The organism is Leptospira levettii, assembly GCF_002812085.1.
Taxonomy (GTDB): domain Bacteria; phylum Spirochaetota; class Leptospiria; order Leptospirales; family Leptospiraceae; genus Leptospira_A; species Leptospira_A levettii.
This window is the reverse complement of the sequence record NZ_NPDM01000002.1, coordinates 444,907-470,099: the sequence shown is the minus strand read 5'-3', so window position 1 is coordinate 470,099 and position 25,193 is coordinate 444,907. Positions and strand designations below refer to the sequence as shown.

General features: G+C 37.1%; 24 protein-coding genes. 11 read left to right on the top strand and 13 right to left on the bottom strand.

Annotated features, from left to right (window positions below):
* Positions 1–94: 94 nt before the first annotated feature.
* Both CH354_RS09830 and CH354_RS09825 read right to left on the bottom strand, forming a co-directional pair.
* Positions 95–574 (bottom strand): LIC11661 family lipoprotein, encoded by a 480-nt coding sequence (locus CH354_RS09830; protein WP_100726623.1) that lies wholly within the window; start codon positions 572–574, stop codon positions 95–97.
* Entirely contained in the window at positions 571–1,191 is a 621-nt protein-coding gene (locus CH354_RS09825) for a DedA family protein (RefSeq protein ID WP_100726624.1), read from the bottom strand. The genes CH354_RS09830 and CH354_RS09825 overlap by 4 nt, the downstream gene beginning before the upstream one ends.
* A 49-nt stretch (positions 1,192–1,240) precedes the next feature.
* Here CH354_RS09825 and CH354_RS09820 point away from each other — a divergent pair, with 49 nt between their 5' ends.
* Both CH354_RS09820 and CH354_RS09815 read left to right on the top strand, forming a co-directional pair.
* Positions 1,241–2,410 carry a deoxyguanosinetriphosphate triphosphohydrolase gene (locus tag CH354_RS09820; protein ID WP_100766411.1) on the top strand — a complete coding sequence of 390 codons (1,170 nt, stop codon included), beginning with the start codon at positions 1,241–1,243 and terminating at the stop codon, positions 2,408–2,410.
* 45 nt (positions 2,411–2,455) lie between these two features.
* Positions 2,456–3,064, top strand: a complete 609-nt coding sequence (locus CH354_RS09815) for a glutathione S-transferase family protein (protein WP_100726626.1) — start codon at positions 2,456–2,458, stop codon at positions 3,062–3,064.
* Between the two features lie 20 nt (positions 3,065–3,084).
* On the opposite strand, the gene CH354_RS09810 is transcribed toward CH354_RS09815, so the two are convergent.
* Both CH354_RS09810 and argC read right to left on the bottom strand, forming a co-directional pair.
* Positions 3,085–3,678, bottom strand: a complete 594-nt coding sequence (locus CH354_RS09810) for a phosphorylase (RefSeq protein ID WP_100726627.1) — start codon at positions 3,676–3,678, stop codon at positions 3,085–3,087.
* A complete protein-coding gene (argC, locus tag CH354_RS09805) occupies positions 3,665–4,687 on the bottom strand; it encodes an N-acetyl-gamma-glutamyl-phosphate reductase (protein ID WP_100726628.1) in 1,023 nt (340 codons plus the stop codon). The genes CH354_RS09810 and argC overlap by 14 nt, the downstream gene beginning before the upstream one ends.
* 113 nt (positions 4,688–4,800) lie before the next feature.
* Between argC and CH354_RS09800 the strand changes: the two genes are divergently transcribed.
* The 3 genes from CH354_RS09800 to CH354_RS09790 are packed head-to-tail and all read left to right on the top strand — an operon-like array spanning position 4,801 to position 9,734.
* On the top strand, positions 4,801–6,399 hold the full coding sequence (locus CH354_RS09800) for a sensor histidine kinase (RefSeq protein WP_100726629.1): 1,599 nt from the start codon (positions 4,801–4,803) through the stop codon (positions 6,397–6,399).
* Positions 6,400–6,414: 15 nt separating this feature from the next.
* Entirely contained in the window at positions 6,415–6,972 is a 558-nt protein-coding gene (locus tag CH354_RS09795; protein WP_243396037.1) for a Tll0287-like domain-containing protein, read from the top strand.
* A gap of 17 nt (positions 6,973–6,989) precedes the next feature.
* Positions 6,990–9,734, top strand: coding sequence for a PAS domain S-box protein (locus tag CH354_RS09790; RefSeq protein ID WP_100726630.1), 2,745 nt, complete (start codon positions 6,990–6,992; stop codon positions 9,732–9,734).
* Here the strand turns inward: CH354_RS09790 and CH354_RS09785 are convergent.
* Positions 9,714–11,285: a hypothetical protein gene (locus CH354_RS09785; RefSeq protein ID WP_100726631.1), complete on the bottom strand. Its 1,572-nt coding sequence runs from the start codon at positions 11,283–11,285 to the stop codon at positions 9,714–9,716. The two genes, CH354_RS09790 and CH354_RS09785, sit on opposite strands and share 21 nt — an antisense overlap.
* A 112-nt stretch (positions 11,286–11,397) precedes the next feature.
* Between CH354_RS09785 and CH354_RS09780 the strand changes: the two genes are divergently transcribed.
* A complete protein-coding gene (locus CH354_RS09780) occupies positions 11,398–13,449 on the top strand; it encodes a methyl-accepting chemotaxis protein (RefSeq protein ID WP_100726632.1) in 2,052 nt (683 codons plus the stop codon).
* Between the two features lie 43 nt (positions 13,450–13,492).
* On the opposite strand, the gene CH354_RS09775 is transcribed toward CH354_RS09780, so the two are convergent.
* Positions 13,493–14,989, bottom strand: a complete 1,497-nt coding sequence (locus CH354_RS09775) for a S41 family peptidase (protein WP_100726633.1) — start codon at positions 14,987–14,989, stop codon at positions 13,493–13,495.
* A 206-nt stretch (positions 14,990–15,195) separates the two neighbouring features.
* Between CH354_RS09775 and CH354_RS09770 the strand changes: the two genes are divergently transcribed.
* Positions 15,196–15,675 (top strand): YbjN domain-containing protein, encoded by a 480-nt coding sequence (locus CH354_RS09770; RefSeq protein WP_243396036.1) that lies wholly within the window; start codon positions 15,196–15,198, stop codon positions 15,673–15,675.
* Between the two features lie 126 nt (positions 15,676–15,801).
* Positions 15,802–16,263, top strand: a complete 462-nt coding sequence (locus CH354_RS09765) for a VOC family protein (protein ID WP_100726634.1) — start codon at positions 15,802–15,804, stop codon at positions 16,261–16,263.
* A 3-nt stretch (positions 16,264–16,266) separates the two neighbouring features.
* Here the strand turns inward: CH354_RS09765 and CH354_RS09760 are convergent, their stop codons facing one another.
* From CH354_RS09760 to CH354_RS09735, 6 genes are read right to left on the bottom strand one after another with little or no spacing between them, the layout of a single operon-like run.
* Positions 16,267–16,887 carry a lipocalin family protein gene (locus tag CH354_RS09760; protein ID WP_207764237.1) on the bottom strand — a complete coding sequence of 207 codons (621 nt, stop codon included), beginning with the start codon at positions 16,885–16,887 and terminating at the stop codon, positions 16,267–16,269.
* 51 nt (positions 16,888–16,938) lie between these two features.
* Positions 16,939–17,889 (bottom strand): lysylphosphatidylglycerol synthase transmembrane domain-containing protein, encoded by a 951-nt coding sequence (locus CH354_RS09755; protein ID WP_100726635.1) that lies wholly within the window; start codon positions 17,887–17,889, stop codon positions 16,939–16,941.
* Between the two features lie 7 nt (positions 17,890–17,896).
* Positions 17,897–18,241: a histidine triad nucleotide-binding protein gene (locus tag CH354_RS09750; RefSeq protein WP_100726636.1), complete on the bottom strand. Its 345-nt coding sequence runs from the start codon at positions 18,239–18,241 to the stop codon at positions 17,897–17,899.
* Position 18,242: 1 nt separating this feature from the next.
* On the bottom strand, positions 18,243–19,139 hold the full coding sequence (locus CH354_RS09745) for an ROK family protein (RefSeq protein WP_100726637.1): 897 nt from the start codon (positions 19,137–19,139) through the stop codon (positions 18,243–18,245).
* Positions 19,140–19,143: 4 nt separating this feature from the next.
* Positions 19,144–19,815 (bottom strand): ABC transporter ATP-binding protein, encoded by a 672-nt coding sequence (locus CH354_RS09740; RefSeq protein ID WP_100716774.1) that lies wholly within the window; start codon positions 19,813–19,815, stop codon positions 19,144–19,146.
* On the bottom strand, positions 19,815–20,423 hold the full coding sequence (locus CH354_RS09735; protein ID WP_100726638.1) for an ABC transporter permease: 609 nt from the start codon (positions 20,421–20,423) through the stop codon (positions 19,815–19,817). Before CH354_RS09735 ends, CH354_RS09740 begins: the two co-directional genes overlap by 1 nt.
* On the opposite strand from CH354_RS09735, the gene CH354_RS09730 reads away from it, so the two are divergent.
* Both CH354_RS09730 and CH354_RS09725 read left to right on the top strand, forming a co-directional pair.
* Positions 20,417–21,961, top strand: a complete 1,545-nt coding sequence (locus CH354_RS09730) for a restriction endonuclease (protein WP_100726639.1) — start codon at positions 20,417–20,419, stop codon at positions 21,959–21,961. The genes CH354_RS09735 and CH354_RS09730 overlap by 7 nt on opposite strands.
* Before the next feature lie 206 nt (positions 21,962–22,167).
* Positions 22,168–22,563, top strand: a complete 396-nt coding sequence (locus CH354_RS09725) for a hypothetical protein (RefSeq protein WP_243396035.1) — start codon at positions 22,168–22,170, stop codon at positions 22,561–22,563.
* A gap of 1 nt (position 22,564) precedes the next feature.
* Here the strand turns inward: CH354_RS09725 and ruvA are convergent, their stop codons facing one another.
* Positions 22,565–23,164: a Holliday junction branch migration protein RuvA gene (gene ruvA / locus CH354_RS09720; protein ID WP_100726640.1), complete on the bottom strand. Its 600-nt coding sequence runs from the start codon at positions 23,162–23,164 to the stop codon at positions 22,565–22,567.
* 137 nt (positions 23,165–23,301) lie between these two features.
* Here ruvA and CH354_RS09715 point away from each other — a divergent pair, with 137 nt between their 5' ends.
* Entirely contained in the window at positions 23,302–25,182 is a 1,881-nt protein-coding gene (locus CH354_RS09715) for a patatin-like phospholipase family protein (protein WP_100726913.1), read from the top strand.
* Positions 25,183–25,193: the final 11 nt, after the last annotated feature.

Here is a 25,193-nt window from a genome sequence, read left to right as displayed (position 1 = left end):
AAAATTTTAGAAAAATTCTAAAAAAAGCACAAAGAAATCCCATGATTCCGGAAAAAAATACACGCATTTGACTTAAATGCAAGAAAGTTTTATTTTATGGGACAATAAGCGCGTTAGATGGGAGAGAAACTCGGTAGGAACTTGTGCTATTTTGAAGGTTTACGGCTAGTCCAAGGGTTCTCATCGAAATATAGGATCCTGGGGATAATGTGGCAAAAATGCGGCAAGAAACCCCAGCTGTATTCGCCTTTGTGGTAGGATCAACCTCAAAGGTATATTCAATCGGTTGGACAATGGATGCTTGGGCTAATATACAATCGGTTCCTAAGTTTGTATCTGTAGGATTTTGTGCCAAACTTTCTGTCGCCGCTTGGTACAAACGATACCCTTGGAAAATGAACTCCGGATTTTGAGCTCTCACTTTAATGGTAAAATTAGAATTTCCATTATTAGTAATGGAAATGAGAGTGGGTGGTGCTTGGACAGAAGCTGTTGTGGAATAATTGGTGCAATTCCAGACCCAAACGAAGGTGAGTAACAGAAAAGAAGCAAACTTTGCCCGTGGTAGGTTCATTTGTCTCCTTTTCCCTCTTGGTGTTTCCTCCGCCACCAGTAGAAGAATAAAACGCCAACAAGGATCCCTACGAGGATTAAGATGATCGTTTGGCCCCCACGCACCCAACTCATGAGTTCATCAAAATTATGGGCAAAATAATACCCTAGGTAAACCCAGATGGGAACAGAGATAAGGGCTGCAAATCCATCTGTTAAGAGGAATAAGAAAAAACTAATTTGTTTGGAGGTCCCTGCTGTAAAAAATATAGGCATACGAAGCCCCGGCATAAACCTTCCCACAAATACAACCCAACGTCCATATTTTTTAAATTGTTCTCTGACTTTATCAAATCGTTCTGGGTGGAGAACCGTCCGTAGAACCGGTAGGGTCAATGCCCTTTCCCCATAATGGCTTCCTAACCAAAAAACAAAACTGTCTCCAATGAGAACCCCTGCCATACCCACAAAAAACATAATATGAACATTGGCGTAACCAAGCCCCGAGATGACACCACCTGCAGTGAGAGAAATGTCTTCTGGAACCGGAAGTCCGAATCCACAAAGGATGAGAATTCCAAAAACGGCAAAATAACCGTATTGCATAAAAATCGTAACTAGGGTTTGTAGAAAGTCCATGAGGGATTTATACTGATTTTATGGTTTCGCCGAAAAAGGAAAGAGATTTATGAAGAAAGGGAGAAATGAACTCCTTCTTGAAGAAGAAAAAATCCTTGCACCCTATGCTGTCAAAAGTCGTCATTCTGGCGCTCGTGCATTTGTGGAACCAGAGCATCCGTATCGATTGCCCTTCCAAAGGGATAAGGATCGGATTATCCATTCACATGCATTCAAACGATTGGAATACAAAACACAAGTCTTTGTGTATTCAGAAGGAGATCATTTTCGAAATCGATTGACTCATACCTTAGAAGTGGCAGGGATTTCGAAAACAATTTCGAAAGTTCTTGGTCTCAATGAAGATTTAAGTGAGTCCATCGCACTTGCCCATGACTTGGGCCATTCTCCTTTTGGACATGCAGGCCAAGATGCACTTGCAGAACTCATGAAAGAAAAAGGTGGTTTTGAACATAATAAACAATCACTTAGGGTCGTACAAAAGTTGGAAAGGAGGTATCCTGAATTTCCTGGTCTCAATTTATGCGAAGAAACTTTGCTTGGCATTATGAAACATGGTGGTGGGTACGAACCAACTAACTTACTTACAGTGAGAAGGGAAAAAGGTCCATCTTTAGAAGCAATGATTGTGGATGCTTCCGATGAGATTACTTATTCTGCACATGATTTGGAAGACGGATTGGAAAGTGGTTTATTACAATTGGACGAAGTGAAATCACTTTCGATTTGGAAACGAATCCATGATAGTTTGCCTAAAACCGAAAAAAAATCTGGGTTAGAGATTCATTCCATTTCTAGGTCAATCGGTCGAGTATTATTGAATTTAATGGTTTCCGATTTGATTGAAAACATTCACCAAACATTGATTCAATATGATGTTAATACAAGAGAATCAATTTCCGATTTATATATAAAAAAAATCAAAATCGTTCAATTTTCAGAAGGATTACAAAAAGAATTCATCGAACTCAAACAATTTTTATTCCAAAATTTGTATCGTCATTCTGAAGTTTCCAGGATGAGCGAAAGGGGTAAAGAAATCATATATTTGTTATTTGAACATTTTGAAAACCTTTCAAATTCCATCCCTGAGTCCTACCGAAACAGAGAAGAGGAAGATGGAAGGATGAGAATTATCTGCGATTATATCGCAGGTATGACTGATCGTTATGCCATTGAAAAATTAAAACGAGAAGGGATCTTTTGGTTTCCTTATTGAAATTATCTTGAGTCTACCATTTGAATTGAAACCATTGAGGTAAATATGTACAGTCTATATTCCCATCCAAATTCCACCTATAGCAAACGAGTTCATATCTATATGAAGTATCGAAATTTGGAATATGAAACGATCCATGTGGCTCTCGACAAATTGGAAAATCGAAAAAAACCATTTTTATCCATCAATCCCTATGGAAAGGTTCCTGTTTTAAAAGATGGAGAGTTTTTACTTTCGGAATCCTCTGCGATCATTCGTTATTTAGAAGAGAAACATCAGTTTTCGAATCCACTTTTCCCTTCCGATTTACAAAAGAGGGCAATCCTAAACCAAATGGTGAACCAATGTGAATCAGAATATTGTTTTCCAAATAGTGTGGTTTATTTCTCTAAAAAATTTATCCCAGAAGAAAAATGGGAACCAAAACGAATGAAGGACTCTTCGAAACGAATCGGAAGGCATTTGGAAATCATTGATTCTATCCTTTCCAAAGACCAATATTTGTTTGTGAATGAATTTGGACTTTTGGAAATTTTATATGCTCCATTTATAGAACACAACCAAATGATGGATACAAACACTCCCGATTCCGTACAAAATTGGATCAAACGAGTGATGGAAGAACGAGCTGTCAAGGCAGTTCTTTTCCCATAAACTGTGTTCCTTGTCTTTCTTTAGGCAGGTAGGAAATAACTTTGTAATTTGTTTGAGAGTTCCCGCCAATTTTTTGCCCATTCGGTAGAACCTTGTGGACCAACTTTGTTTGTCACAGCTAAGTATGCTGTGACAGGGATTTTGAACTCGTTTGCCACTTTCGTAAGCCCAAATAACTCTAGATTTTCATACGAAAGAGTTCTCCAATTTCCTTCGGGTGGAGAATCCAGTGTTTGGAGTGTGATACAAGTTGGCGCATTACAAATTCCACTCGCAAACATGGGATCTGCTACGAGAGGAAAGGATAGGGGACTTTGTGGTAGTTGTTTGGAAAAACCTAAACTTGCCGAGAGTTCCAATGAACATACGACATTCGGAGAAACAATTGTATTAGGATTGGTTTTTGACCAAGGGTAAACACCACAGGATCCTAAAAACACAATGTTTTGAATCTGTGGGTTTTGGTTTAGGTAGGCAAATAATTGTACAGCTTGTTCTAAATTTCCAATTCCCATCTCTTTTACATATGGAAATTGGGGGTGGTTTTTTAATAGATTTACCTCTCCCTCAAAAGCACCAGTAACAAGTGTTTGTTTTGGATTAAATGGTAACAAGGCCCAAGGTTTCCGGATAACCAAACATTAAATTCAAGTTTTGTAATGCTTGTCCTGCAGCACCTTTGACTAAATTATCAAGTGCAGTTACGAGTACTAAGGTATTCCCTTTTGTGGTAAATCCGATGTCTAGGAAGTTTGTGTTTTGTACCTTTCTGATTTCAATTTCTTCCGGAGTTTCGTAAAAACGAATGAAGGTTTCATTGTCTGCAACAGATTGGATTTTCTCTTTTACTTCTTTTGGATCGACTGGGTTTTCGAATGTGATATAAATTGTTGCCAATATACCTCGGTAAACAGGCAGTAGGTGAGGAGTGAAATGGATTTTTTTAGGATCTGATCCAACAAACGAATATTCTTCCATTTCTGGTTCATGTTGGTGGCTTAATACTTTATAAGCTCTAAAGTTTTCATAAACATGAGTGTATGCATATTTAATTTCTTCTGTTCTTCCTCCAGCTCCACTCACTCCTGATTTTGCATCAACGATGACAGGTCCTTGGATTTTTTTTCTAAGATTTCCTAAAATGGCAATAGGAAGTATAGCAGAAGTAGCAAAACAACCTGGATTGGATATGAAGTTTGCATTTTTAATTTTTTCACGGAATAATTCAGGAAGTCCAAATACAACCTTGTCCATCCATTCAAACTTTGTGTGTTTGAATTTGTATGCGGATTCAAATTGGTTTTGGTCGTGGAGTCGAAATGTTCCCGATAAATCGATGACCTTCTTTCCTTGTTGTAAAAACTCTGGAGCCTTTTCTAAGGAAACTTCATTAGGAGTTGCAAGGACAATATGGGCATCCTCTGGAATGGGTGCATCGTGTTTTTGAAACCTTAAGTCAGGTAAGTGGGAAAGGTCTGGAAAAACCTCACGGATATGTTTCCCATCAACTTGGTTGGAAGTAATATGAACGACTTGGAAATGTGGGTGGTGAGCCAGTAATCCTACAAGCTCCTTGCCTGTAAGCCCACCTGCACCAATAATTGCAATTTTTGTTTGTTTCATATGAGGGAACCTAATCCAAGATTTTAGGACAATCCTCCTATGTCAAACGGCTCTGCAAGAGAAATGCTTGATTTTCCCAAATCAGCCTATGTAATGATCTGACTAAAAAATATATGGTGACTTCTTCCAATTTACTTGAGCAGTTTGCAAACCAGATGAAATCAAAAGGTCTCTTGATTTTGATTTCCATCCGAATGGTGATTGCTTGGGTTGGCGTGATAGCTTCTGTTTTGAATTTTGGAAAACCTCCTATTACCATTGCTCTAGTTTTTACATTCTATTTTTTTACTACATCTTTTATTGGTAAAAAATTGGTTCAGAAGGAAACATCTAACAAACTTTCCAATGCAACGATCATGTTTTTTTTAGTGGTGGATTACCTCGTTTTACTTGGAGGTTTTTATGCTTCGATTATTTTGCACCCACAAGGTTTGAAAGCCTTGCCCATCCAAAATTCAATTTTTTTTACTTTGTTTTTTTTATTCCAACTCTACATTTCCTTTTTTTTACACAGAACTTTTTCCATGGTAATGGGGGTTGTTGTCATCTTTGGGTATCTATGTGGTATGTATGTTGCGTACCTAGGAGGTGCCTTAATTGAATTTGGATACCAACTCACTCCACAAGGACCCAATCGGATTGTTTTTGTTTTGGAAATTTTGAAAGTCATACTCTTGTTAGCAAAGACAATCTGTATTGTTAAACTAGTTTCCTTTTTACTCGATATTTTAGATAATAATAACCAAAAATTATCAGAAGAATTAAACCAAAGAGAAACAAGTTTGATTCAAAATGATCGTCTTGTGACTCTTGGGTCTCTTGCATCGAACGTTGCTCACGAAATCAAAAATCCACTTGCTGGCATTAAATCAATGGTGTCTTACCTTTTGAGTGAAGAACAAAATTATCTTACAAACAAAGATCCACTTTGGTATGAAAAGGAAAAACAAATTCATTGGAAACACCGTACAAAAAAAGAAAAGAGAGAGGAATTAGATGTAATCCTCGAACTATTTCCTTTTCTCGAACGCCAAGATCGTTTTTATTTTGCAGATCGTTGTATCGAACTCGGTATTGATTACAAAAGTTTTGAAGGGATTTCGGGAGAAGACAAAACTTCCTGGGATTTTATTTTTTTATGGTTAAAATACAAAACCATGGAGAATGCAAGTTTACTCATTACGAATGCAATTGATCGAACGGAAAAAGTAATCTCAACTTTCCAACAATTTTCAAAACCTTTTGCCGATAAAGAAAAATCCTATGTTCGGATTGGGAATGGAATACGTGATATTCTCATTTTATATAACCAATATTGGGAAATGAACCGTCTCCTTGTTACAGAAATCAATGACCAACTTTCGACTTATGTAAATGAAGCATCTTTGAAATTAGTATGGTCTCATTTGATTTTTAATGCCATCCAAGCCACAGAGCCAAAAACAGGGGAAATCAAAGTGAAACTATCCTCAGATAATTCGGAAAGGATTGAAATCAGAATCATCGATAATGGGATCGGAATTCCCATCGACTCACAAAAACATATCTTCCAACCATTTTATACAACCAAAGAGAAAGGGGAAGGAATTGGACTTGGTCTTTTCATTTGCAAAACCATTATAGAAGAACATAATGGAACTCTATCCTTTGTGTCCCATCCAGGGAAAACGGAATTTATTGTGAACTTACCTCTCCTCAAATCAAATGAATAACCAAAGGAAATATGTATGACTCAGATCAAATGGAACCTTTTCGTTTTTTTCCTCTTTCCAATCACTTTTTACCAATGCCAAAAAGAATCTTTGAATTATGAATCATTGGCAATTCAGATTACAAAGGAAGCAAAATCCAATTTACAAAAAAAACTTTCGACTGCTTTAGCTGAAGGAGGCACAACTGCTGCGATACCTTTTTGCCAACAGAATGCCTTAGGTTTCACCGCAAAAATGGGAAAAGCAAACAATGTAACTTTAAAACGTATTACGGATAAACCTCGTAATGAGAATAACCGCCTTTCCCCTGAAGAGATGATGGTGTTTCAGGAAATCCAAAAGCAGAAATCAAGTGAAGGTGTATTTCCAAATCGAGTTGTTTCGTCTGATAAGAACGTGACAGTGTATGTTCCCATTGCACTTATGGGACAGTGTGTTCCCTGCCATGGAAAAAAAGAAGAAATGTCAACCGAAACCAAAACTACCCTAAACAAACTCTACCCAAATGACTTGGCAACCAATTACCAAATTGGAGATCTGCGTGGACTCTTTGTTGTCAATTTTAAGAAATGAAGTTCTGAAGATAAAATATGTTAAGTCCAGTCAAATTCATCGCAAACAAACCAGAGTTATGTGAATTTGTATTTGAGAAAGCTTCGTTCGGATATTTAGTATGGGATACAAATGTGGGCATTGTATACCCAAGCCCAGTAGCAACAAAATCAATGGGTCTCACCATTGACCAACCATTCCCTGAGCAATGTATTTTAACCCACTCTGGTATTAAGATACAATCCGAAAAAACAATCACCGATTCCATTTTAGGTAGAATTTGTTTTGATCCCAGTAATAGTTCTGGTTTTCCATTTCGATTCCATACAAAAGAATTCAATGAATTGGGTAGAAAATTCATCTTACTTGCCTTGGATTCTTTTTCAGAAGGAAAGGAAAAAGTATTACCTCCCATTTTGCAATCCTTAGAAATTTCTAGAGATTTATTTATATCTTCCTTTCGGTATTCGAATATTGGAATGGAAATCTCAAATCCGCACGGAGAGATGATTGAAGTGAATCCAATTTTTTGCGAATGGCTTGGTTACCAAGCGGAGGAGTTAAAAGAAAAAACTTTATCGGAATTCACACATCCCGATGATCTTGAATTGGAATTGGCATACTTAGAAAAATTAAATAGAGGACTCATACCAAGTTTCCAAATTAGAAAACGTTATCTAACGAAAGACAACCAAACTATTTGGGCAATACTTAATAAATCCATCATTCGTGATCATATAGGAAATCCCATCTATTATTTGGCTCAAATTTTAAACATCACAGATTCCATCCAATCTGAAATGGAACTTCGATCTATCTCGCGGTTATTAGACCAAATGGCAAATTTGGCAAAAATTGGAGGATGGGATTTAGATCTAAAAACAAATCAAGCCAATTGGACCAATGTAACAAAACGAATCCACGAAGTGAGTGATGACTATGTACCAAGCGTAGAAACAGGATTACAATTTTATCATAGTGAAGAAAGTCGAAATAAGATTACAAATGCAGTACAAGAGCTTTTGGAAACTGGTAAAGAATATGATTTAGAGTTGGAAATGGTTACCGCTAAGGGTAACCAAACATGGGTTAGAACTATCGGTCGTGCAGAATATGAGGATAACCGTGTAGTCAAAATTTATGGGATCATCCAAGACATAAACGAAAGAAAAAAATGGGAAATGGCTCTTGCCTCCCAAACAGCGATTTTGTGGTCTTTTGTAGAACATGCACCTGCTGCAGTTGCCATGCTCGACCAAGAAATGCGTTACGTTGCTCTCAGCCAGAGATGGATTGATGATTATAAAATCCCTCTATCTAAAGAAGAGATCATTGGTAAATGCCATTATGAAATTTTTCCCAATATTGGGGAGGAATGGAAACAGATCCATTCTCGTGGATTAAAAGGTGAAATTCTAAAAAGGGATGAGGATATTTGGCGGCCTCCTGGTTGGGAAAAAGACCAAGTGATCCAATGGGAAATACGGCCTTGGAGTTTACTTTCTGGTGGAATTGGTGGTATTTTAATGTTCACAAGAGATATCACTGAATCCTACGAAACCAAACTTGAGTTAAAACATGCCAAAGAATTGGCTGAAAATGCCTACAATGCCAAATCTGAATTTTTAGCGAATATGAGCCATGAAATTCGCACTCCTCTGAATGGAATTATCGGTTATTCGGATTTACTTGCAGAAACATTGGTTGATACTTCATTCAATGAATACGCACAAATTATAAAACAATCAGCACATACTCTTTTAAATATCGTTAATGATATATTGGATTTTTCAAAGGCTGAAGCAGGAAAATTACAATTAGCAGAAGAAGCTAGTGACCTAAAAAAATTAGTCCTAGAAGCAATCAAAATTATGGATATCCAAGCAATTATAAAAGGTTTGGATATACGATTGTACGTGGATGAGAATATTCCACAAACTTTAATGTTTGATTCCAATCGTTTACGGCAGGTTCTTTTGAATTTAATGGGAAATGCAATTAAATTTACTGAAAAAGGATTTATCGAATGTAAACTTGTGCGTTTGAAAACAAGTGTAGAAAATGAAGTTAGAATTAGAATTTCTGTAAAAGATACGGGGATTGGAATCGCAAAAGAAAACCAAAAGAAAATATTTGATTCGTTTACACAGGAAGATTTTTCCACAACACGGAAGTTTGGTGGAACTGGTCTAGGACTTGCCATATGTAGGCAACTTTTGAGTTTGATGAAGTCAAAGTTAAAATTGAATAGCGAAGTAGGGGAAGGAAGTGAATTTTATTTTGAGATTCCTTTTCGTATTCCAGAACATGATCAAAATTTACAAATAGAATCGAACGTACCGGTTATTGAATCTAAAGGATTTTCTGATTCCAATTCAAATGAACGTAGGATCAAAATTTTAGTGGTAGAGGATAATGTTGTGAATATGGGTTTGATGAAAAATTTTATCAAACGGATTATTTTCGATGCAGAGATTCTTGAAGCCGAAAATGGAGAGGAAGCAATCAAAGTGTTTCAAAAGGAATCTCCCGATTTAATCCTCATGGACATCCAAATGCCGATTAAAAATGGTTATGATGCCACAATCGAAATTCGGAAAATACAGAAAGGGAAAAATATACCGATCATTGCCGTAACAGCGGGAATCATTGCTGGTGAAAAAGAAAAGTGTTTTGAAGTGGGAATGAATGATTATTTGAGTAAACCAATTCATAAAGAAAATCTAAAACAAATGCTTTTGAAATGGTTAGAAAATAAAAACTCAAGTATCAAATCGAAATAATCCACCGAGTCGGATCATGAGTGATTCTGAAACGGCACTGGAACGGCTAAACTCGTTTCCTGGATCCCGCAATTCACCTATTTGGGTAATGGGGTCATAACTTCCGATATGTGCTGATACACCTGAATAACGATCTACATCTTTGTAGTAGGTGCGAAATACATCTGTTTGTATAAAAAAACGAATCCTTTCTTCTGGATCATAATTCATTCGAAATCCATAATTCAAATTTTCCCGGATGGATCCCATAATTTTAGGATTGGAGGTCCATTGGAATTGATCGGAACGACTTGTCGAGAGGGAATTAAAATCTGCACCCACGAGTACTTCTGGATTTGTTATTTTGGAGATACCCGCATGAATCCCAAAACCAAACTGTTTCGTAATTTCATAATTCAAACTGAGAAATCCACTGACTTCTTTTGGTGATTCAAATTTTCGTTTGTTATTTGTTTTGGCATCACTACCAATCCCACCTGATAAAAATCCGAGACTACTATCGGAAAATGTTTCCCCATAAGTTGTCGTTTGGAATGGTGCGATCCCACCTGATGTAATCGATGTTATGTTTTTCCCATAAGTGATCTCACCTCGTGATTCAAATTTCCCTTGTTTCCAAACAAATCCAAAGGAAACACCACCTGAATCGAGGGTGGTTCTTTGGTTTGCATTTTGACTCGTGATTGTTTTGGCAAGTGAGGGGTTTGGATCAATCGTTTGGTCTGGATAAAGAGGTAAACCATCTCTTGCCGAATCGGTTCTCGGATCACTTACTTTCAGTTTGGTTCCAATTGCCGAGGTTGTGAAAAGTAAATTTGTGGAAGGGATCCAATCCAAACGAACAGTGATGGTTGGCATCGTATTCCTTTCAATATTCGTTTTTACATTTGGATCATTATGAAAACCTGTTGTTCCAATGGCAGAACCAAACTTGAATTCACCTAATTTGTACCAAAGTCCAATTTGTTCCCTTTGCCAACCGATATTCCCAGAGGCAGACATAAAGGCACTCGCATTATAAGATTGAGGGAAAACTCCTGCAAACATATCCCAAGTTCGTCCTAAAAACAATTGTAAATGGGAACTGGGATTGTATTGGAAATACATTTGTCTGACCCTTGGTTTTGTTTCTGCTCCTACACTACTTTTCGTAAGATCTACAAAGTCTGCTTCGAAGATTGCCTTGGCTTTTGTGCCATAACTAATCTCTGTCCCGAGTAAGGAGCTTGTGGGGTAAATCCCCGAACGTGGTTCGGAATCTCTTGCTTGCACTTGTCTTTTGGCAACTGTTGGACCCACTAAATTATCAAAACCAAACGATAACAGAGAATGATTGGCATAAGCGAAATCTGTTTTTAACATTCCCGTCAAACGGTAACTCAATTCACCTGGCGTTGTTTGTTGGCTTTGTGAAGTATCCAATGTTTTTGCTGGATACAATGAGGTTGGATCCTTAGAAACTGTTTCTTCCTTTTCTTTTGTTTCCGCAATGATACTAGATTGCATTGTGATGATCCATCCCAAGAAAAGAATATAAAAAAGAGACTTCATGTTTTATTTTTTCCTTGTGACATTGGATGCAAAAATGTTAGAACACTTTATACTAGAAGCTTTGTTTTAGCAAGAAAACATTCTAATAATCTTAGGAAAGGATTCACAATTTATGAAATTCAAATGGGAGCCAAATTCGCTTCGTACAAAACTCATTAGTTTAACCATTCTTTCCGTCACTCTTGCCTGTGGCCTAACTGGTTTTCTCAGTTATTATGTTGGGAGAAGTACGATCATTTCAAAATTAGAAAGTTTTGATATGGTAAAGATTTTAGAGTCCAAATCAGCAACCATTGATTCTATTTTGGAACGCGCCAAGGAAACTGCCGTGATCATTGTTTCCGATCATAATACCATTCGTTGGGCAAAGGCGGGAGAACCAACAGGAGATCCAGCGGAACAAGTTTTTAAGAATTTATCTTCTTACAAAGAAAAATTAAGTAACATCACGTATTTAGGACTTATCAATCCTAAGACTCGGAACTATTGGAATCATTCTGCCAAAAAAATTGATACATTAAGTGATAAGGATCCTGATGATAGTTGGTTTTTTAACCTCATGCAATCGAAACAGGAACTTGTGATCAATATGGATTTTACGGCGGAATACAAATCGTATGCTATTTTTGTAAATGGTGTCTCCTTTGAAAATGGAAATCCAGTATTGATTAGTTCATTAGGCATCGATGTATCGGTTGCTTCCAAACAATTCACAAAACAAGACCAATTTGGGGGAGAAAGTTGGCTCGTGGATGGGAAAGGGAAGATCAAACTTGCCCTTGATAGCCAATTATTAGACAAAGATGTAAGCGATACATTCCCCGAAGAAGTGGCTTCTTCATTAAAAGCGTCCAAGGAACCTGTACTTATTTTTGCAGGAAAGGATTCAAAAGGCAAACAGTGTTTATATGGTAGTTACCAATTGCATTCTGTTCCATGGCGAGTGATATACCGTGTTCCTGTTTCTGCCATGACAAAGTCATTGGATTCTATTGCTCTTTTCACAATCTTTAGTATTTTATTTTCAGTGATCGTTGTATCCATAGGGATGGGTTATGTATTAACAAAGGTAACACATGCAATTCGCGAAGCTTCTATGTTGATGAATCGAATTTCTCATAATGAATTGTCTTTTGAAGTTCCAAAAGTCCAATTAGAACGAAATGATGAAATTGGAGGAATGGCAAAAAGTTTAGAAAAAATGCGCCATAACCTAATTTCAATTGTACAAAAAATCCAAAGTTTATCCGAATCCATTACAGGAAAAAGTTCTCATTTGTCTTCGTTAGCTTCTGATTCTTCCGCTACCATTGAAGAAATTGCATCCTCGGTCCAAGAACTTTCTGCAAGTGCTGAAAATGTATCCGCATCTGCCGAAGAAATTTCATCTCAATCCAATTCCATGATTGAAACCTTAAATTTATTGGGAACCGAAATGGAACTGGTTTCGAAAGGGGCAGAAAAAATTGAAGGCAAAGCAAGTGAATTGGAATCTTTTGTCGGGAAATCTTTAGTCGATGCTAAATCTTTATTTGAAACCATCAATGTCAAAATCCAAAGTGCAGTAAAAGATGCGGAGGCAATCAAAGAGATTCGTGAGTTGGCAAGTATGATTGCTGAAATTGGAGACCAAACAAATTTACTCTCTCTCAATGCTGCCATAGAAGCAGCAAGAGCAGGGGAACATGGAAGAGGGTTTGCAGTCGTTGCTACAGAGGTTTCAAATTTAGCCGGTAAATCACAAGATACCGTCAAAAAGATTGTGGAGTTAAATCACAAACTAGAAAAGGCAATGATGGAAATGGTAGATTCTGTAAAAGAATTATTAAATATGATCACTGGCAAAGTGATTCCTGATTATGAAACAGTAGTTGCCTCTGGAAAAGAATACAAAAGTCAATCGGAAGAGATTAATACACTAGCAAAACGAACATTTATGTTGGCAAAAGAAATCAGTGGTAGTATCAGCGAAGTCCACCATGCAATCATCTCCGTTTCCGAAGCGATGAACCAAAATGCTTTGGCATTAGGGGAAATCAGTTCCGGAACCAATCAAATGAGTGAAGTTTCGATGCAAACAGCAGATAGTTCCGCTGAATTAAACCAAACTGCAATTGATATGAAAGACATTGCTTATCAATTTAAAATCGACTCAAAATCGTAACAGACAATTGGGATCATATTTGATTTTAATTGCGATGGAATTCTTATTTTAAATTGAGTTCATTATTAGTGCTTAAATATGTTTTATAGTATTCGATGGATTGGGTGAGTAATGGGTCTAAGTCAGTAGGATTTTCTTCCGCAAACAAACCTTTGTTTGTTTGGTTTAACCCCATTTTTTCTTCCAGTTTGGTTTGGATGTTTTTTGGAATGTATGGGTTTTTGGCATTTGTAGGTTTGATCCAGTTCCAAAATTTTGTTTCGTGTGGGGTACTTGATTCTTTGTTTGGATCCTCAATGATGATATCAGGTAAAATTCCAAATCCTTGGATTTCTTCGCCTGAAGGTAACACCATCTTTGAATTTGTAATCGCATAGAAGTATCCTGTTTTTTTACCAACTTCGTAAAACAATTGAAAGGTGCCTTGTCCAAAAGTCCTTGAACCTAAAATGATTGCCTTTTTGTTTTCTCTTAAACTTCCAGCAACTAGTTCTCCTCCTGCAGTCGTTTTGGGACCAACTAATATTCCGATAGGACCATCCCAAAGGATCGTATCTCCTTTAAGTGAAGGATAGATATTGGTTTCATACCTGCTGCGAATGCTAAACAAGTTTTGAGTAGATGTGAATAATGAGAGGAATTTTCTAAGTTCGATGAGATTTGATTGTTCACTTTCTCTAAGGTCTATGAGTAGAGCGCCAATTGTATTCTGATTATTCTTTTTTTCTGCTAATTCATGTTCGATGATTTTTTTAGTCGCACTGGCAATGGTGAAGTTATCATTAAATTGAAGGAAATTTTTAATTTTGATATAAAGTATATCGGGGTAACCAGTTATGATTCGGTGGGAAATATTGTTTAAAACATTAAATGATGTATCAGTTTTAATTTCTTTTGCATCGTAAACACGAGTGTGTGGATCAATCTCTTCTGTATAACCTAACATAGCGAGAAAAATAATTTTTTCTAGGATTTCATTCTGATTTTGCATTTGATTTGGATCATTTTTGGCAATTGAATAAATTTTATCTAAATGTGTTTCCAAATCATGAATATCTATGTTTAAAGAGGCAAAATGTTGATTTAACTCGATACGTTTTTTGATGTCCCATTCTTTGGTTTCAATTTTATAAGAGGGATTTTTTTTGATGAGAACATACGTTTGGTCCTCTGTGGGGAGTATGGTTCCTTGTGGGATGATATCATGATTTTTTAAATTCAATTCATAAAAACTTTTGGGAGTAAAATCAATGGATACGAATTCGTAAGCCTTTCGGATGGCACCTGCAATGAATGCATTGGTTTTCAGTTTATCGTTAGTAAGGTGAAGTATGGCAATATCGTTCTTTAATTTGATGAAATGTTCTAAATTGATTTTTCCAGTATAGAGGTAGGGGTATTTAGATTCCTTTTTAAAAGTTTCGATGGAATCAATCTTTGGGTTAGAATGGTTTCTGGTTTTTGTCTGACCTGGTCTGCAACTAAATAGGGAAAAGGAAAAGAGGCTTAAAATCACAAAAAAAGGAAACAAAATCTTCATGGATAATGGTTTAGCAGTTCCTAGGTGAATGGAAAAGCAAATGAATTTCTTTGGCTATTCTACTTTTTTTCCTTTTACAAAATTTTTGCATAGAAATGGATTGAATTCTTTCTGATTAAATACCAAATCTTGTAATTAGATTGGTAAAATGGAATTTTTTTCCTCCATTTACCGTTGAATTTAACACTACAGGTTCCGAGGTTTTTGTGAGATTTTTTGTTTCATCCCTTTTGTTTTTCTCTTTATTTTTTAGCTTGGGTGCTCAGTCAGTCAAAGGAAAGGAAACAGAATTAGCTTCTAAGTCTGTCACCTTACATTACAAAGTCGAAAAGAATTTGCTCAAAAAACTTTTGGTAGAATTAGGTTATAAAATTTTGAGTGATGAAGATAAACTTCTGATCGTATCCTACCAAGATTATAAGGTAGGACTTGTCTCCGGCAATGACTCATCCATTCAATTTTATTCATCGTTCAACACAGATAAAAAAAATAAAATCGAATTAGCCAATAAATGGAATCAGAAAATGCGGTATTCAAGAAGTTATATGGATGCTGATGGCCGGCTCATATTGGAGAGTGATTTTGATTATTCGGGTGGTGTGAGTGAGGAAGGGATTAAAGAATTTTTACAAAAATTCCAAATCTTAAACTCTCAGTTTAGTACACTACTGATTTTAGCGGAATAATTACCTAAATTTTTAAAATCAGTATTCCTGATTTGGATGCATTTGAAAAATAAGTTTCTTCCAGAGGTAAGTTTTTTACATTGGTGAAGAAGAAATCTTTATTGTTCTATTGATAGAGGAATTTATATGTCACGTCCATTTAAAGTATTAGGAATCCAACAAGTTGCGATTGGTGGAGAATCAAAAGAAAAATTATCAAAATTCTGGGTTGAAGTAATGGGACTTACAAAAGTATCCGATTACAAAAGTGAAAAAGAAAATGTTGATGAGGACATCCTTTCTATGGGGAATGGCCCTTACAAAGTAGAAATTGATCTGATGCAACCGATTGATCCAAACAAAAGTCCCAAAGTACACGATCCAAAACTCAATCACATTGGCCTTTGGATTGATCATTTAGAAGCCTGTGTAGAATACCTCACCAAACAAGGTGTTAGGTTCACTCCTGGCGGAATTCGAAAAGGGGCTGCGGGGTATAATGTTTGTTTCATCCACCCGAAAGGAAACGAAGAGTTCCCACTTTGTAGTGAAGGGGTACTTGTTGAATTAGTGCAAGCTCCAGAGGATGTGATCAAAGCGCTAGGTTAATTCTTAGAATTTTTGCAAACGGTTGGTATCATAACCAATCGTTTGTGCATACAGTATATATTCAGTTTCAATTGATTGCGGAATCGTTTTTTCTCTGGCAAAAATCCACAAAAAATTTGATTCTGGCCCACCGATTAGGGCTGTTTGGTACCCTTGACGATCAACCTTTAGAATCAAATAATCACCAAAAAAAATTGGGTATAAAAAACTAACCTTTAATTTGCCAAGATTCGGATCTGGTAAAAGAGCAACTCCTTCTATCGTAATTGGACCGTTAGCGGATGTTCCTTGGTTTTTTACTCGTATATTCCCATCTTCTCTTAGGGAGTATTCGGCAGAGACATTGGTAAGTCCAGATTGGAATGGATTGTCAATCCGTTTGATCTCATACCATGTTCCTAAAAATCGATTCCAATCTATATTTTTTTCTGCAAAGACATCAAAACGCGAAGGAGAAAGGTAAGTTCCTAAACTAACAGAAAGGAATGGAAGGAATGGGTTTTCGGAATTTGACGAATTTTTATCATTTGGAATAAGTGATGGAGAACATTGGAAAAATGTTACGATTAAAATATAGAAACACAAAACTTTCCATTTTTGGTTGAAATATAAATTCCCTTCCATCTCCTCTTAGAGTGGAAAAGAAAGAATATTTGATTCAAAAAATAATGGAATCTATAACATTTTTTTGTGCAAAAAACGCCAGTGCAGATAAGCAAAACAAGCTAAGAATGTTGTGATGAGAAACTGTGTTAGATGGACAACAGTTGCATACACAAGCCCTTCCCCAGGGTCCCTTCCGAGTATGATAAACCCTGAAATGATTGCCGCGTGGAATACTCCGATTCCAGATGGTGCAGAAGGGATCGCAACTCCCATTCCCCCTAAAAACATAAAGAGTAAGGCTTCGGGGAATCGTATTGGCATACCGATAAGCATACCAGCTAAGTAATACGTGATCGCATAACCAAAAATCCATGTAGGAAGTGAATATGCCAAAGGTTTGATCAGTTTGTCACCTTGCAAAAATTCTGAAAATTCAACTAGGTGGTGGTCTAGTTTTGTTTCATAAAAGGATTGTTTTCCGATCAGAGAAAAAATATTTAATAAAAGTTTTTGAAGAGTGGATAGGAAGTATTTGACTAAAATTAGTCCAACTAACATTGCCAAGATGACGAGTGCAGATATGAGTAACAGGCTAAGATTTTTTGATTGGCCAAGTCCCATATAAAAAAGAGCACCAGCACCTATCACAACCACTGCACCCAAATCCATTACTTTTTCCAAAAATATTCGGCTTAAGAGATGAGTGAGAGGTAAATCCGAATCTCGTTTGTTCATGAGTAGTCTTACCAAATCACCACCGCGCGCAGGTAATACCATATTCAATCCAACTCCAATGATTGCAGTAGTGAAGGATTGGGTAAAGGTGATTTTTTTCTCTAAAAGATGGAACCAACGAATGGAAAATGGAACAAAGGCCCAAAGGTTGGAAAGGATGAGGAGTGGGAATACCCACCAATTGACTTTTCCTTCTAAACGTTTGAATTCACTGATATCAAAGTTTTTTTGTAAAAAATAAATGGCAATGCCTGAAACGATGATTCCAAAGATTAATTTTCTCATTGTGTTATTACCCTGGTGGCCATTGTAAATGCCTTCCGCCTAATAGATGGAAGTGGAGGTGTCCAACTGTTTGGCCACCATGGCTTCCGCAGTTATTGACGAGACGATATCCTTTTTCATGGATTCCATTTTTTTCAGCAAGTTTTGGAATCACCTGGAAGATTTCTTGGATTACCTTTGGATCCAATGACGAAATTTCATTCATACTATTGATATGGACTTTGGGAATAATGAGTAGGTGAATTGGCGCTTGGGGGGTGATATCGTGAAATACAAAGATAGAATCAGATTCATATTCTTTTTTGGCAGGGATTTCACCTTTTATGATTTTACAAAAAATACAGTTTTCCATCTTAAATTTTTTCCTTTGCGAATACTAGAGATGCTGCACCTAACGTTCCAGATACATTCCCACCTGGCCCTAATTTTAATCTTTCATTTAACACGGGGAAGATGGAAGAGCGAATTTCTGTTTCCAATGCACTTCCAAATAAATCATAAGACTTGGTAATCCCACCCACAAAAACGACTGCCTCTGGATTGAGTAGATGCACGGCTCCGCGAACTGCATGCGCAAGTGCCGTGGTTCCAAATTCTAATATTTCCTTTGCCGCGGAGTCTCCATTTTTTACCAATTGGAAAAAAACTTCAGCATTGGATAATTTGGAATTTGTTTTTTCTAAATAACGATTGAGAAATCCTATCGTAGAAAAATAACTTTCGACACAACCTCTCACTCCACACCCGCAAATTGCTCCACCAATGACAGAAGTGGTATGACCAATTTCAATTCCATTGCCTAAATACCCTGAATACAATTTGCCATTTGAAACAAACCCGCCACCAATTCCTGTACCTAAAGTTAGGATCAGTTGGGACTCACAGTCTTTGTAGTTACCAAAAATTGCTTCTCCTAATGCTGCACAGTTTGCATCATTTTCGTAAAATACGGGAAGAGAAAATTTTTTTTCTAAGGAAGATTTGATGGGTAGGTTGTTTAGACCAATCATATTGGCACTTTTCAGCAAAACACCTGTTTCATTATTGAGTGGGCCAGGGGAACCAACACCAATCCCCATACATTCTTTTGCCAAAGGTTGGATGGCATCAATTAAAACGGATAAAAACGAATCATTGTCTAAGTGGTCTGGTGTTTTTTTGTGATTGGACTTCAGTTCTTCCCCTTTTTGATTAAAGAGAGAAACTCTGATACTCCCACCACCAATATCAACACCAATTGCCTGATTCAAAACTTCACTCGCCCTTGATCACTTGTTCGAACCTTCCGTTTTTCATTTCATAAACGGTTTGGGCATCAAAAGCAAGTTTCATATCATGTGTGACAAGTATGATCGAATGATTTCGTTTATTGTATTCATTGAGTAATAATTGGACTAAATAACTATTTTCGGGATCCAAATCCCCAGAAGGTTCATCCGCAAACAGGATCGCAGGATCATTGATGAGAGAACGAGCAATAGCTGCTTTTTGGATTTGTCCCCCTGACAAAGTCCTAGGCAATGAATTTTGGATGTCACCTAATTTTAGGTGATCGATGAGGTAATCACATTTACGGATATAATCATCATTCGAAAATTTTTTAGTAAACAAAGCAGGGAGTAGGATATTTTCTTTGATGGTTAGGTTCCCGACTAACTCTGAAAATTGAAACACGAGTCCCAGGTCACGAGCTCTAATTTCCGCTAGTTCCTGTTTGGAAATCTGCGAGAGTTTGATTTGGTCGTACAAAATGTCCCCTTCTGTTGGAGATAACATTCCTGTTAACATCGAAAGGAGAGTTGTTTTTCCGGAACCGGAGGGACCGATGATGGCAACATAATCTCCCTGGTTCACATCGAAACTGACTGAACTCACTGCCTCTTCGTTTCCAAAACGTTTGGTGAGATTGTGGACACGGAGTAACATTATTTTTGCCTCCGTATGGACTTGTAAGGATCAATGAAGGTACTGATGCCAACGGTGGGAAAGGAGACAAGGATTCCTAAAAAAAGAAAAAGCACCAAACAAGTGAAAATGGATTTTACTTCCGCAAAAAGGCCAAAGTCGGGTGGAGGAATAAGGAGTCCCAAGTTCAGGACGACCGCGAGTAGGAAACTTGGTAAAAATAGGAAAAATAAGGACAAAGAATGGAGTAGAATACAGCCAAAACGATTGCCTCCGACAGCCATCATCACACCGATATCACCGAGGGAATGAAGGCAATGGAAGAAAAATAAAGTCATGAGTGCAAAGCTAGTAGCGTAAAAAAGAATCTGAGGAGACTTGTCAAAGGAAACGATACTAGTAAGAGACACTCCCGCATACAAATGGAAGTGGATCCTGACTGCTAGGACGAGGAAAGTAAAAACAAGAGTTCCTACAAGGCCATACGCCAAGGAATAGAGACGATCTCTAACGAGAAGTCGAAGAGCAAACGAAATGTAGGTGAGTTGTATCACTTCCAGGACAGAATTGGCGTAAGACTCTTTTTTACCAACCAAAATAGGAAAATAGGAAGTATTCGAAATTGGCATTTTTTATCTTTGTAGGAGCCGCAGTGATTTTACTTGGGTTTCTTTTGACCTTTGTCATTGGACAGAGGCGGGATAGTTATGCAAAAGCCTTAAGCCTTGCCACTTTAGGGAATTTTCTAGATGCAAGGGCACTTGTGAGGGAAAAACTAGAAGAAGACCACCAAAATCCCTATGGTCATTACGTGATGGCAAAAATTTATGCCATGGAGAATGACCCACTCAACGAAGCAAAACACCTCGAAATCATCAAAAAAAATAACCGATACACCAAGGAAATTGATCCGGTCACGGTTTCCAACCGGATTGCTGAGATTTATTATAACAAAGATTTTTTTGAAGAAGCCTTTTTCCATTACCTAGACACACTCCAAGTGGACAGATCCAATCCGATTGCTTGTATTCGTTTGGGTTTTATGGCGCTCGGACAAAAAGAATTCAAAATCGCTGACCATTTTTTTGCGAGGATCCCTGAAGAGAAGGTCAATCTCACATCGTATTATATTGCCAAAGGTGTGATCTCTGGTGTGACCGGTGGTGGAAAAGAAAGAGAATACTTTGAAAAAGCATATAAAATTGAAAAGACTCCAGTATCTGGATTTTTATATGCTCTATCCCTTTCCAGAGAAAACAAACACAAAGATGCAGTGAAAACTGCCATCGCCATCAGTGAACAAATCGAAGATGAATTTGTGAGATTCACCTTATTCCAATTCCTGATGACAGAAGCCATCCTCATGCAAAATTTTCCGGAAGCCTTAAAGTATGGAAGGTTATGTCTGGAAATGGCAAAACTCAATGCTTGGCAAAGTGAAATTACAGAGTGTAGTATCCATTTTGCGATGATCACAACATACATGGGTCGTTACGAAGAAGGTGCTGAGTACTTAATTGAAGCCGAAGCAGAAAGATTAGATGATCCAGACGTTGTTGCTTTAGCCAATTTAAAATACCGATTGGAACGAGGAACTGGTACTGTCGAATCCTTAACTCATGAATACGACCTAACACGTGAATTAAATTTATTGTCTGTGAATTTATTTCCTAACTCACGTTATTTTGAGTTAAGTGGAATGCGTTCTTCCAAACCTTTTAATATCAAAGGGATGGTGGATGAAAATGGAAAAAAACTCACATCCAAATTGGATATGTTGGGCCTCGATAAATTTGAAAAATTCATTAGTTTGCCAGGAACCAATTTTAAAAACCAAGCCACTCGTATGGTCATGAGCCTTGGTTATCGAGTCACTAAGGAAATTGCAAACCCAGAGGCAGATGGAGTCAATTTACTTGCGTCTTCCAAAGAAGATGTAAACAAACGTGCCCTCTTTCGAGTGCGTAAGTGGAAAGACGCAAAGGTATCGGATGTTTTTTTACGAGAGATGACAAACCAAATGGAAGATATGGGTGCTACGAAAGGGTTTGTGATTGGGAATTTTGATGTGACAGAAGCTGGTAAAAAAATCATCGCAGCAAGTAATGGAGCACTTGAAATGTATTCGGGGGATTTGTTTGAGGATCTTCTCAACAAAACTATGTAATGCGGTCTCTTTTCTCCAAACATTTCCACTGCTTGTATATACACGTTTTACTTATCCTATTTTTGTCCTCCTGTGTTAGTAAAAACACAAACATTGAAACAGAAAACCCTCAATCGCGAAATATCATAAAAATTAACTGTCCTTTCCCTATCAAACAAGGGGTCGTGTATGGAAAAGGAATTTCTAAATTTGATTCAACTTTTATAATGTTTATAACAAAGCAGTTGTTATTTGACTTATGTGAGGGGCATTTTTCTCACCTATTAGGTTTTGTTGATGCAGAAACTGGTTTATTTGTTGATGCCAAAGGGTATTGGTCCAAACAAGAAGTGGCATTGGACTTAAAAGATCCAAATGGATATTTTTCTTTGTATTATTTTGATCAGAAAAAACTAGACCTAAAAAAAGGAAACCAAGGGAATCTTACGATCCGTGATGTATTTGTACAAGCGGGTCCTGTGGTAATTGATATTTATGTTGGATCAAAAGAAGAGGTGGAACTCAAATTTCGATTTGATTCAAATCCCAAACTAGAACGTTATTTGATCAACCCGAGTTTTATTAAAACAGGAAACAATTGGTACTTACATAGAATGTTTTGATTTATTTGGTCCCTGTGATCACCTGTTTTACAATATCGGATGCCGACAAACCAGGGTTTGTTTTTTTTGCATCAGTTACTTGTTTGGTGGCAGTTTTTTCATCAAAACCAAGTTGGATGAGAGCAAGGGTTGCTAAATCTGTTTCTCTGTCTACAATACTAAATTCTGTTGTTCCTTCATTTAAGAACATTTCAAATTTTTTTAAATTTTGTTTGATTTCAAATAAAATCTTTTCTGAAGTTTTTCCTTTCACTTTTGGAATTTTTTCCAAAGTTTTTTTGTCATCGGCTTTTGCGATTTGGTAGAGATCATCTGCTTGGAAAAAAGATAATATTTTTAATGCCGTAAGTTCGCCAATTCCATGAAGGGATTTGATGAGTTCAAATAATTCGCGATCTTTTTTTGAGGAAAATCCAAATAACCTTTGTCCACGATCTGTGATGGAATGAAAGGTATGTAAAAAAATCTCAGTCGAAATTTTATCCTTACATTCTAAGTGCAAAGGGAAAGGGATCATCACTTCATAACCCACGCCAGACACTTCCACAACCAAACGATCAATCTCTAATTGGAGTAATTTTCCACGTAAACTTGCGATCATAATCCTCTTCTCCTTTCCCATTGTAGGGAGGGAAGAATTATGACTACTCTTCTTTTTTCAAACGAATCTGTTCGTTGACACAAAAACAAAGAAAAGGTTGCTTGAAATTTCTTTTAAATCCTACTAAAACCTTTGTTGTGAAACGGATCCGAAAATCTAAAATTCCGACTCTTGCACAGTATTTGACATTGGCGGATTTGTTTAAAAACCTCCCACATTCCGTGTTACGCGAAATGATGGCACATACAGTTCGTGAATTTTTAAAAGGGGGAGAGATTCTCTTTTTGGAACAATCGGATGGAAATGATTTGTACATTTTGGCTGCCGGAAAACTTCGTTACGAAAAACGAAGTGCAGATGGTAGTATCCGAGATGTAGGTGAATTCAAACGTCTCGATATCATAGGGGAGCTGAGTTTATTTACAGGAGAAAAACGTTCTGCGACTGTAAAGGCAGTGCGAGACTCCGAACTCATCCGAGTTCCAAGAGAAGTGGCTTTATCCATTCTTTTAAAATACCCAGAAAGTTTACTTCAGATTACGAAAATCATCGCAGAACGATTGGCTCATGCCAAAACGGAAACAAAAGGTTTTGTCCCACAGGCAAAAACCTTCACCTTACTTTCCTCACTGCCTGAAAAAGTGATTTTGGATATGATTCATTATCTAGGAATCGTTTTCCTTCGGTATGGATCTTTTTATGTTGTCGATGAATCGATGTTCAACGATCGAATGAAGGAATTGGACAAATTAGAGGAAGCAGATCGTGAACCTTGGATCATTCGCTTTTTCACTCAAATTGAAGCCGAATACGATTATATTTTTTATCTTGTGAAGGACGAAGGCAAATTAAGTCCTTATGCCGAAAGGACTTTACGCCAGTCTGATACATTTGTTTATATCAAAGATGCAGATGAGGATCCAAATTGTATCCAATTGGAATCACTCATCGATAAACGTAAGTTTAGTGATCGTAATCATGTTCTTGTCTTACTCCAGCCAAACCGAGAATTGGTTCGCGAAGGAACAATTAAACATCTAGAGAAAAGGAGATTCCATCGTCATTTCCATGTCCATTTAGAACGAATGGACACTTGGGAAAGATTGGGGAGGGGTTTACTTGGAAAATCAATAGGCCTTGCATTAGGTGGTGGTGGTGCCAAAGGGTTTGCCCATTTAGGTGTATTAAAAGCTTTAGAAGAAAATTCGATTCCCATTGATATGGTTTCTGGTACAAGTGCCGGTTCCATTTTTGCTGCTCTCATTGCGATGGGGGAATCAAGTGAAGGGAGTAAAGTCAAAGCCAAGGAATTTTGGGTATCAAAAGATCTATTAAATGAATATACAATTCCTATTTTATCATTAACAACTGGGAGAAAATACACGGAAGCCATTCGGAATTTTTTTGGAGAGATTCAGATTGAAGACTTGTGGATTCCTTATTTTGCAGTCGCAACAAATCTTTCGCATTCCGAAATCCATGTACAAGAAGTTGGGAGTCTATGGAAAGCAATCCGTGCCAGTACTTCCATTCCCGGTATTGTACCTCCTTTTATTGATGATGGAATCGTTTATGTGGATGGGGGAGTTCTTGACAATGTTCCTGGCATCACTCTAAAGGAGAAAGGTGTTGGAAAAGTGATTTCGGTAGATGTATTTGGTGACATTTATCCAGACCAAGACCGCGAACTTTGTGAATACTTTGATGCAAACAAACCTGGTGTAATGACAAATCCCATCTTTCAAATGACAAACCTTATCAATTTCCAAGACATCTTAAAACCGAAATTTCCACCTATTGGAGATATCATCATCCGATCGATTTTAGCATCGAGCCGAGAACGAATCCGCCAAACAGAAAAAATTTCAGATTTGTTTTTACAAATCCCTACCAATAATTTTGGATTACTTGATTGGTTTGCGTATGAACGTTTGATTGAGCTTGGATATATTTCCTCTTCCCAGAAAATTAAAATGAACCGAGAGAAATTTTTAAATCCTTCTTTACAATCAGTTTAGATTCCTTTACT

Bases quoted from the DNA above. Each gene is read 5' to 3' on its own strand.
- CH354_RS09830 (WP_100726623.1), bottom strand. From the start codon at position 574: ATGAACCTACCACGGGCAAAGTTTGCTTCTTTTCTGTTACTCACCTTC.
- CH354_RS09825 (WP_100726624.1), bottom strand. From the start codon at position 1,191: ATGGACTTTCTACAAACCCTAGTTACGATTTTTATGCAATACGGTTAT.
- CH354_RS09820 (WP_100766411.1), top strand. From the start codon at position 1,241: ATGAAGAAAGGGAGAAATGAACTCCTTCTTGAAGAAGAAAAAATCCTT.
- CH354_RS09815 (WP_100726626.1), top strand. From the start codon at position 2,456: ATGTACAGTCTATATTCCCATCCAAATTCCACCTATAGCAAACGAGTT.
- argC (WP_100726628.1), bottom strand. From the start codon at position 4,687: ATGAAACAAACAAAAATTGCAATTATTGGTGCAGGTGGGCTTACAGGC.
- CH354_RS09800 (WP_100726629.1), top strand. From the start codon at position 4,801: ATGGTGACTTCTTCCAATTTACTTGAGCAGTTTGCAAACCAGATGAAA.
- CH354_RS09795 (WP_243396037.1), top strand. From the start codon at position 6,415: ATGACTCAGATCAAATGGAACCTTTTCGTTTTTTTCCTCTTTCCAATC.
- CH354_RS09790 (WP_100726630.1), top strand. From the start codon at position 6,990: ATGTTAAGTCCAGTCAAATTCATCGCAAACAAACCAGAGTTATGTGAA.
- CH354_RS09785 (WP_100726631.1), bottom strand. From the start codon at position 11,285: ATGAAGTCTCTTTTTTATATTCTTTTCTTGGGATGGATCATCACAATG.
- CH354_RS09780 (WP_100726632.1), top strand. From the start codon at position 11,398: ATGAAATTCAAATGGGAGCCAAATTCGCTTCGTACAAAACTCATTAGT.
- CH354_RS09775 (WP_100726633.1), bottom strand. From the start codon at position 14,989: ATGAAGATTTTGTTTCCTTTTTTTGTGATTTTAAGCCTCTTTTCCTTT.
- CH354_RS09765 (WP_100726634.1), top strand. From the start codon at position 15,802: ATGTCACGTCCATTTAAAGTATTAGGAATCCAACAAGTTGCGATTGGT.
- CH354_RS09760 (WP_207764237.1), bottom strand. From the start codon at position 16,887: ATGGAAGGGAATTTATATTTCAACCAAAAATGGAAAGTTTTGTGTTTC.
- CH354_RS09755 (WP_100726635.1), bottom strand. From the start codon at position 17,889: ATGAGAAAATTAATCTTTGGAATCATCGTTTCAGGCATTGCCATTTAT.
- CH354_RS09750 (WP_100726636.1), bottom strand. From the start codon at position 18,241: ATGGAAAACTGTATTTTTTGTAAAATCATAAAAGGTGAAATCCCTGCC.
- CH354_RS09740 (WP_100716774.1), bottom strand. From the start codon at position 19,815: ATGTTACTCCGTGTCCACAATCTCACCAAACGTTTTGGAAACGAAGAG.
- CH354_RS09735 (WP_100726638.1), bottom strand. From the start codon at position 20,423: ATGCCAATTTCGAATACTTCCTATTTTCCTATTTTGGTTGGTAAAAAA.
- CH354_RS09725 (WP_243396035.1), top strand. From the start codon at position 22,168: ATGTTTATAACAAAGCAGTTGTTATTTGACTTATGTGAGGGGCATTTT.
- ruvA (WP_100726640.1), bottom strand. From the start codon at position 23,164: ATGATCGCAAGTTTACGTGGAAAATTACTCCAATTAGAGATTGATCGT.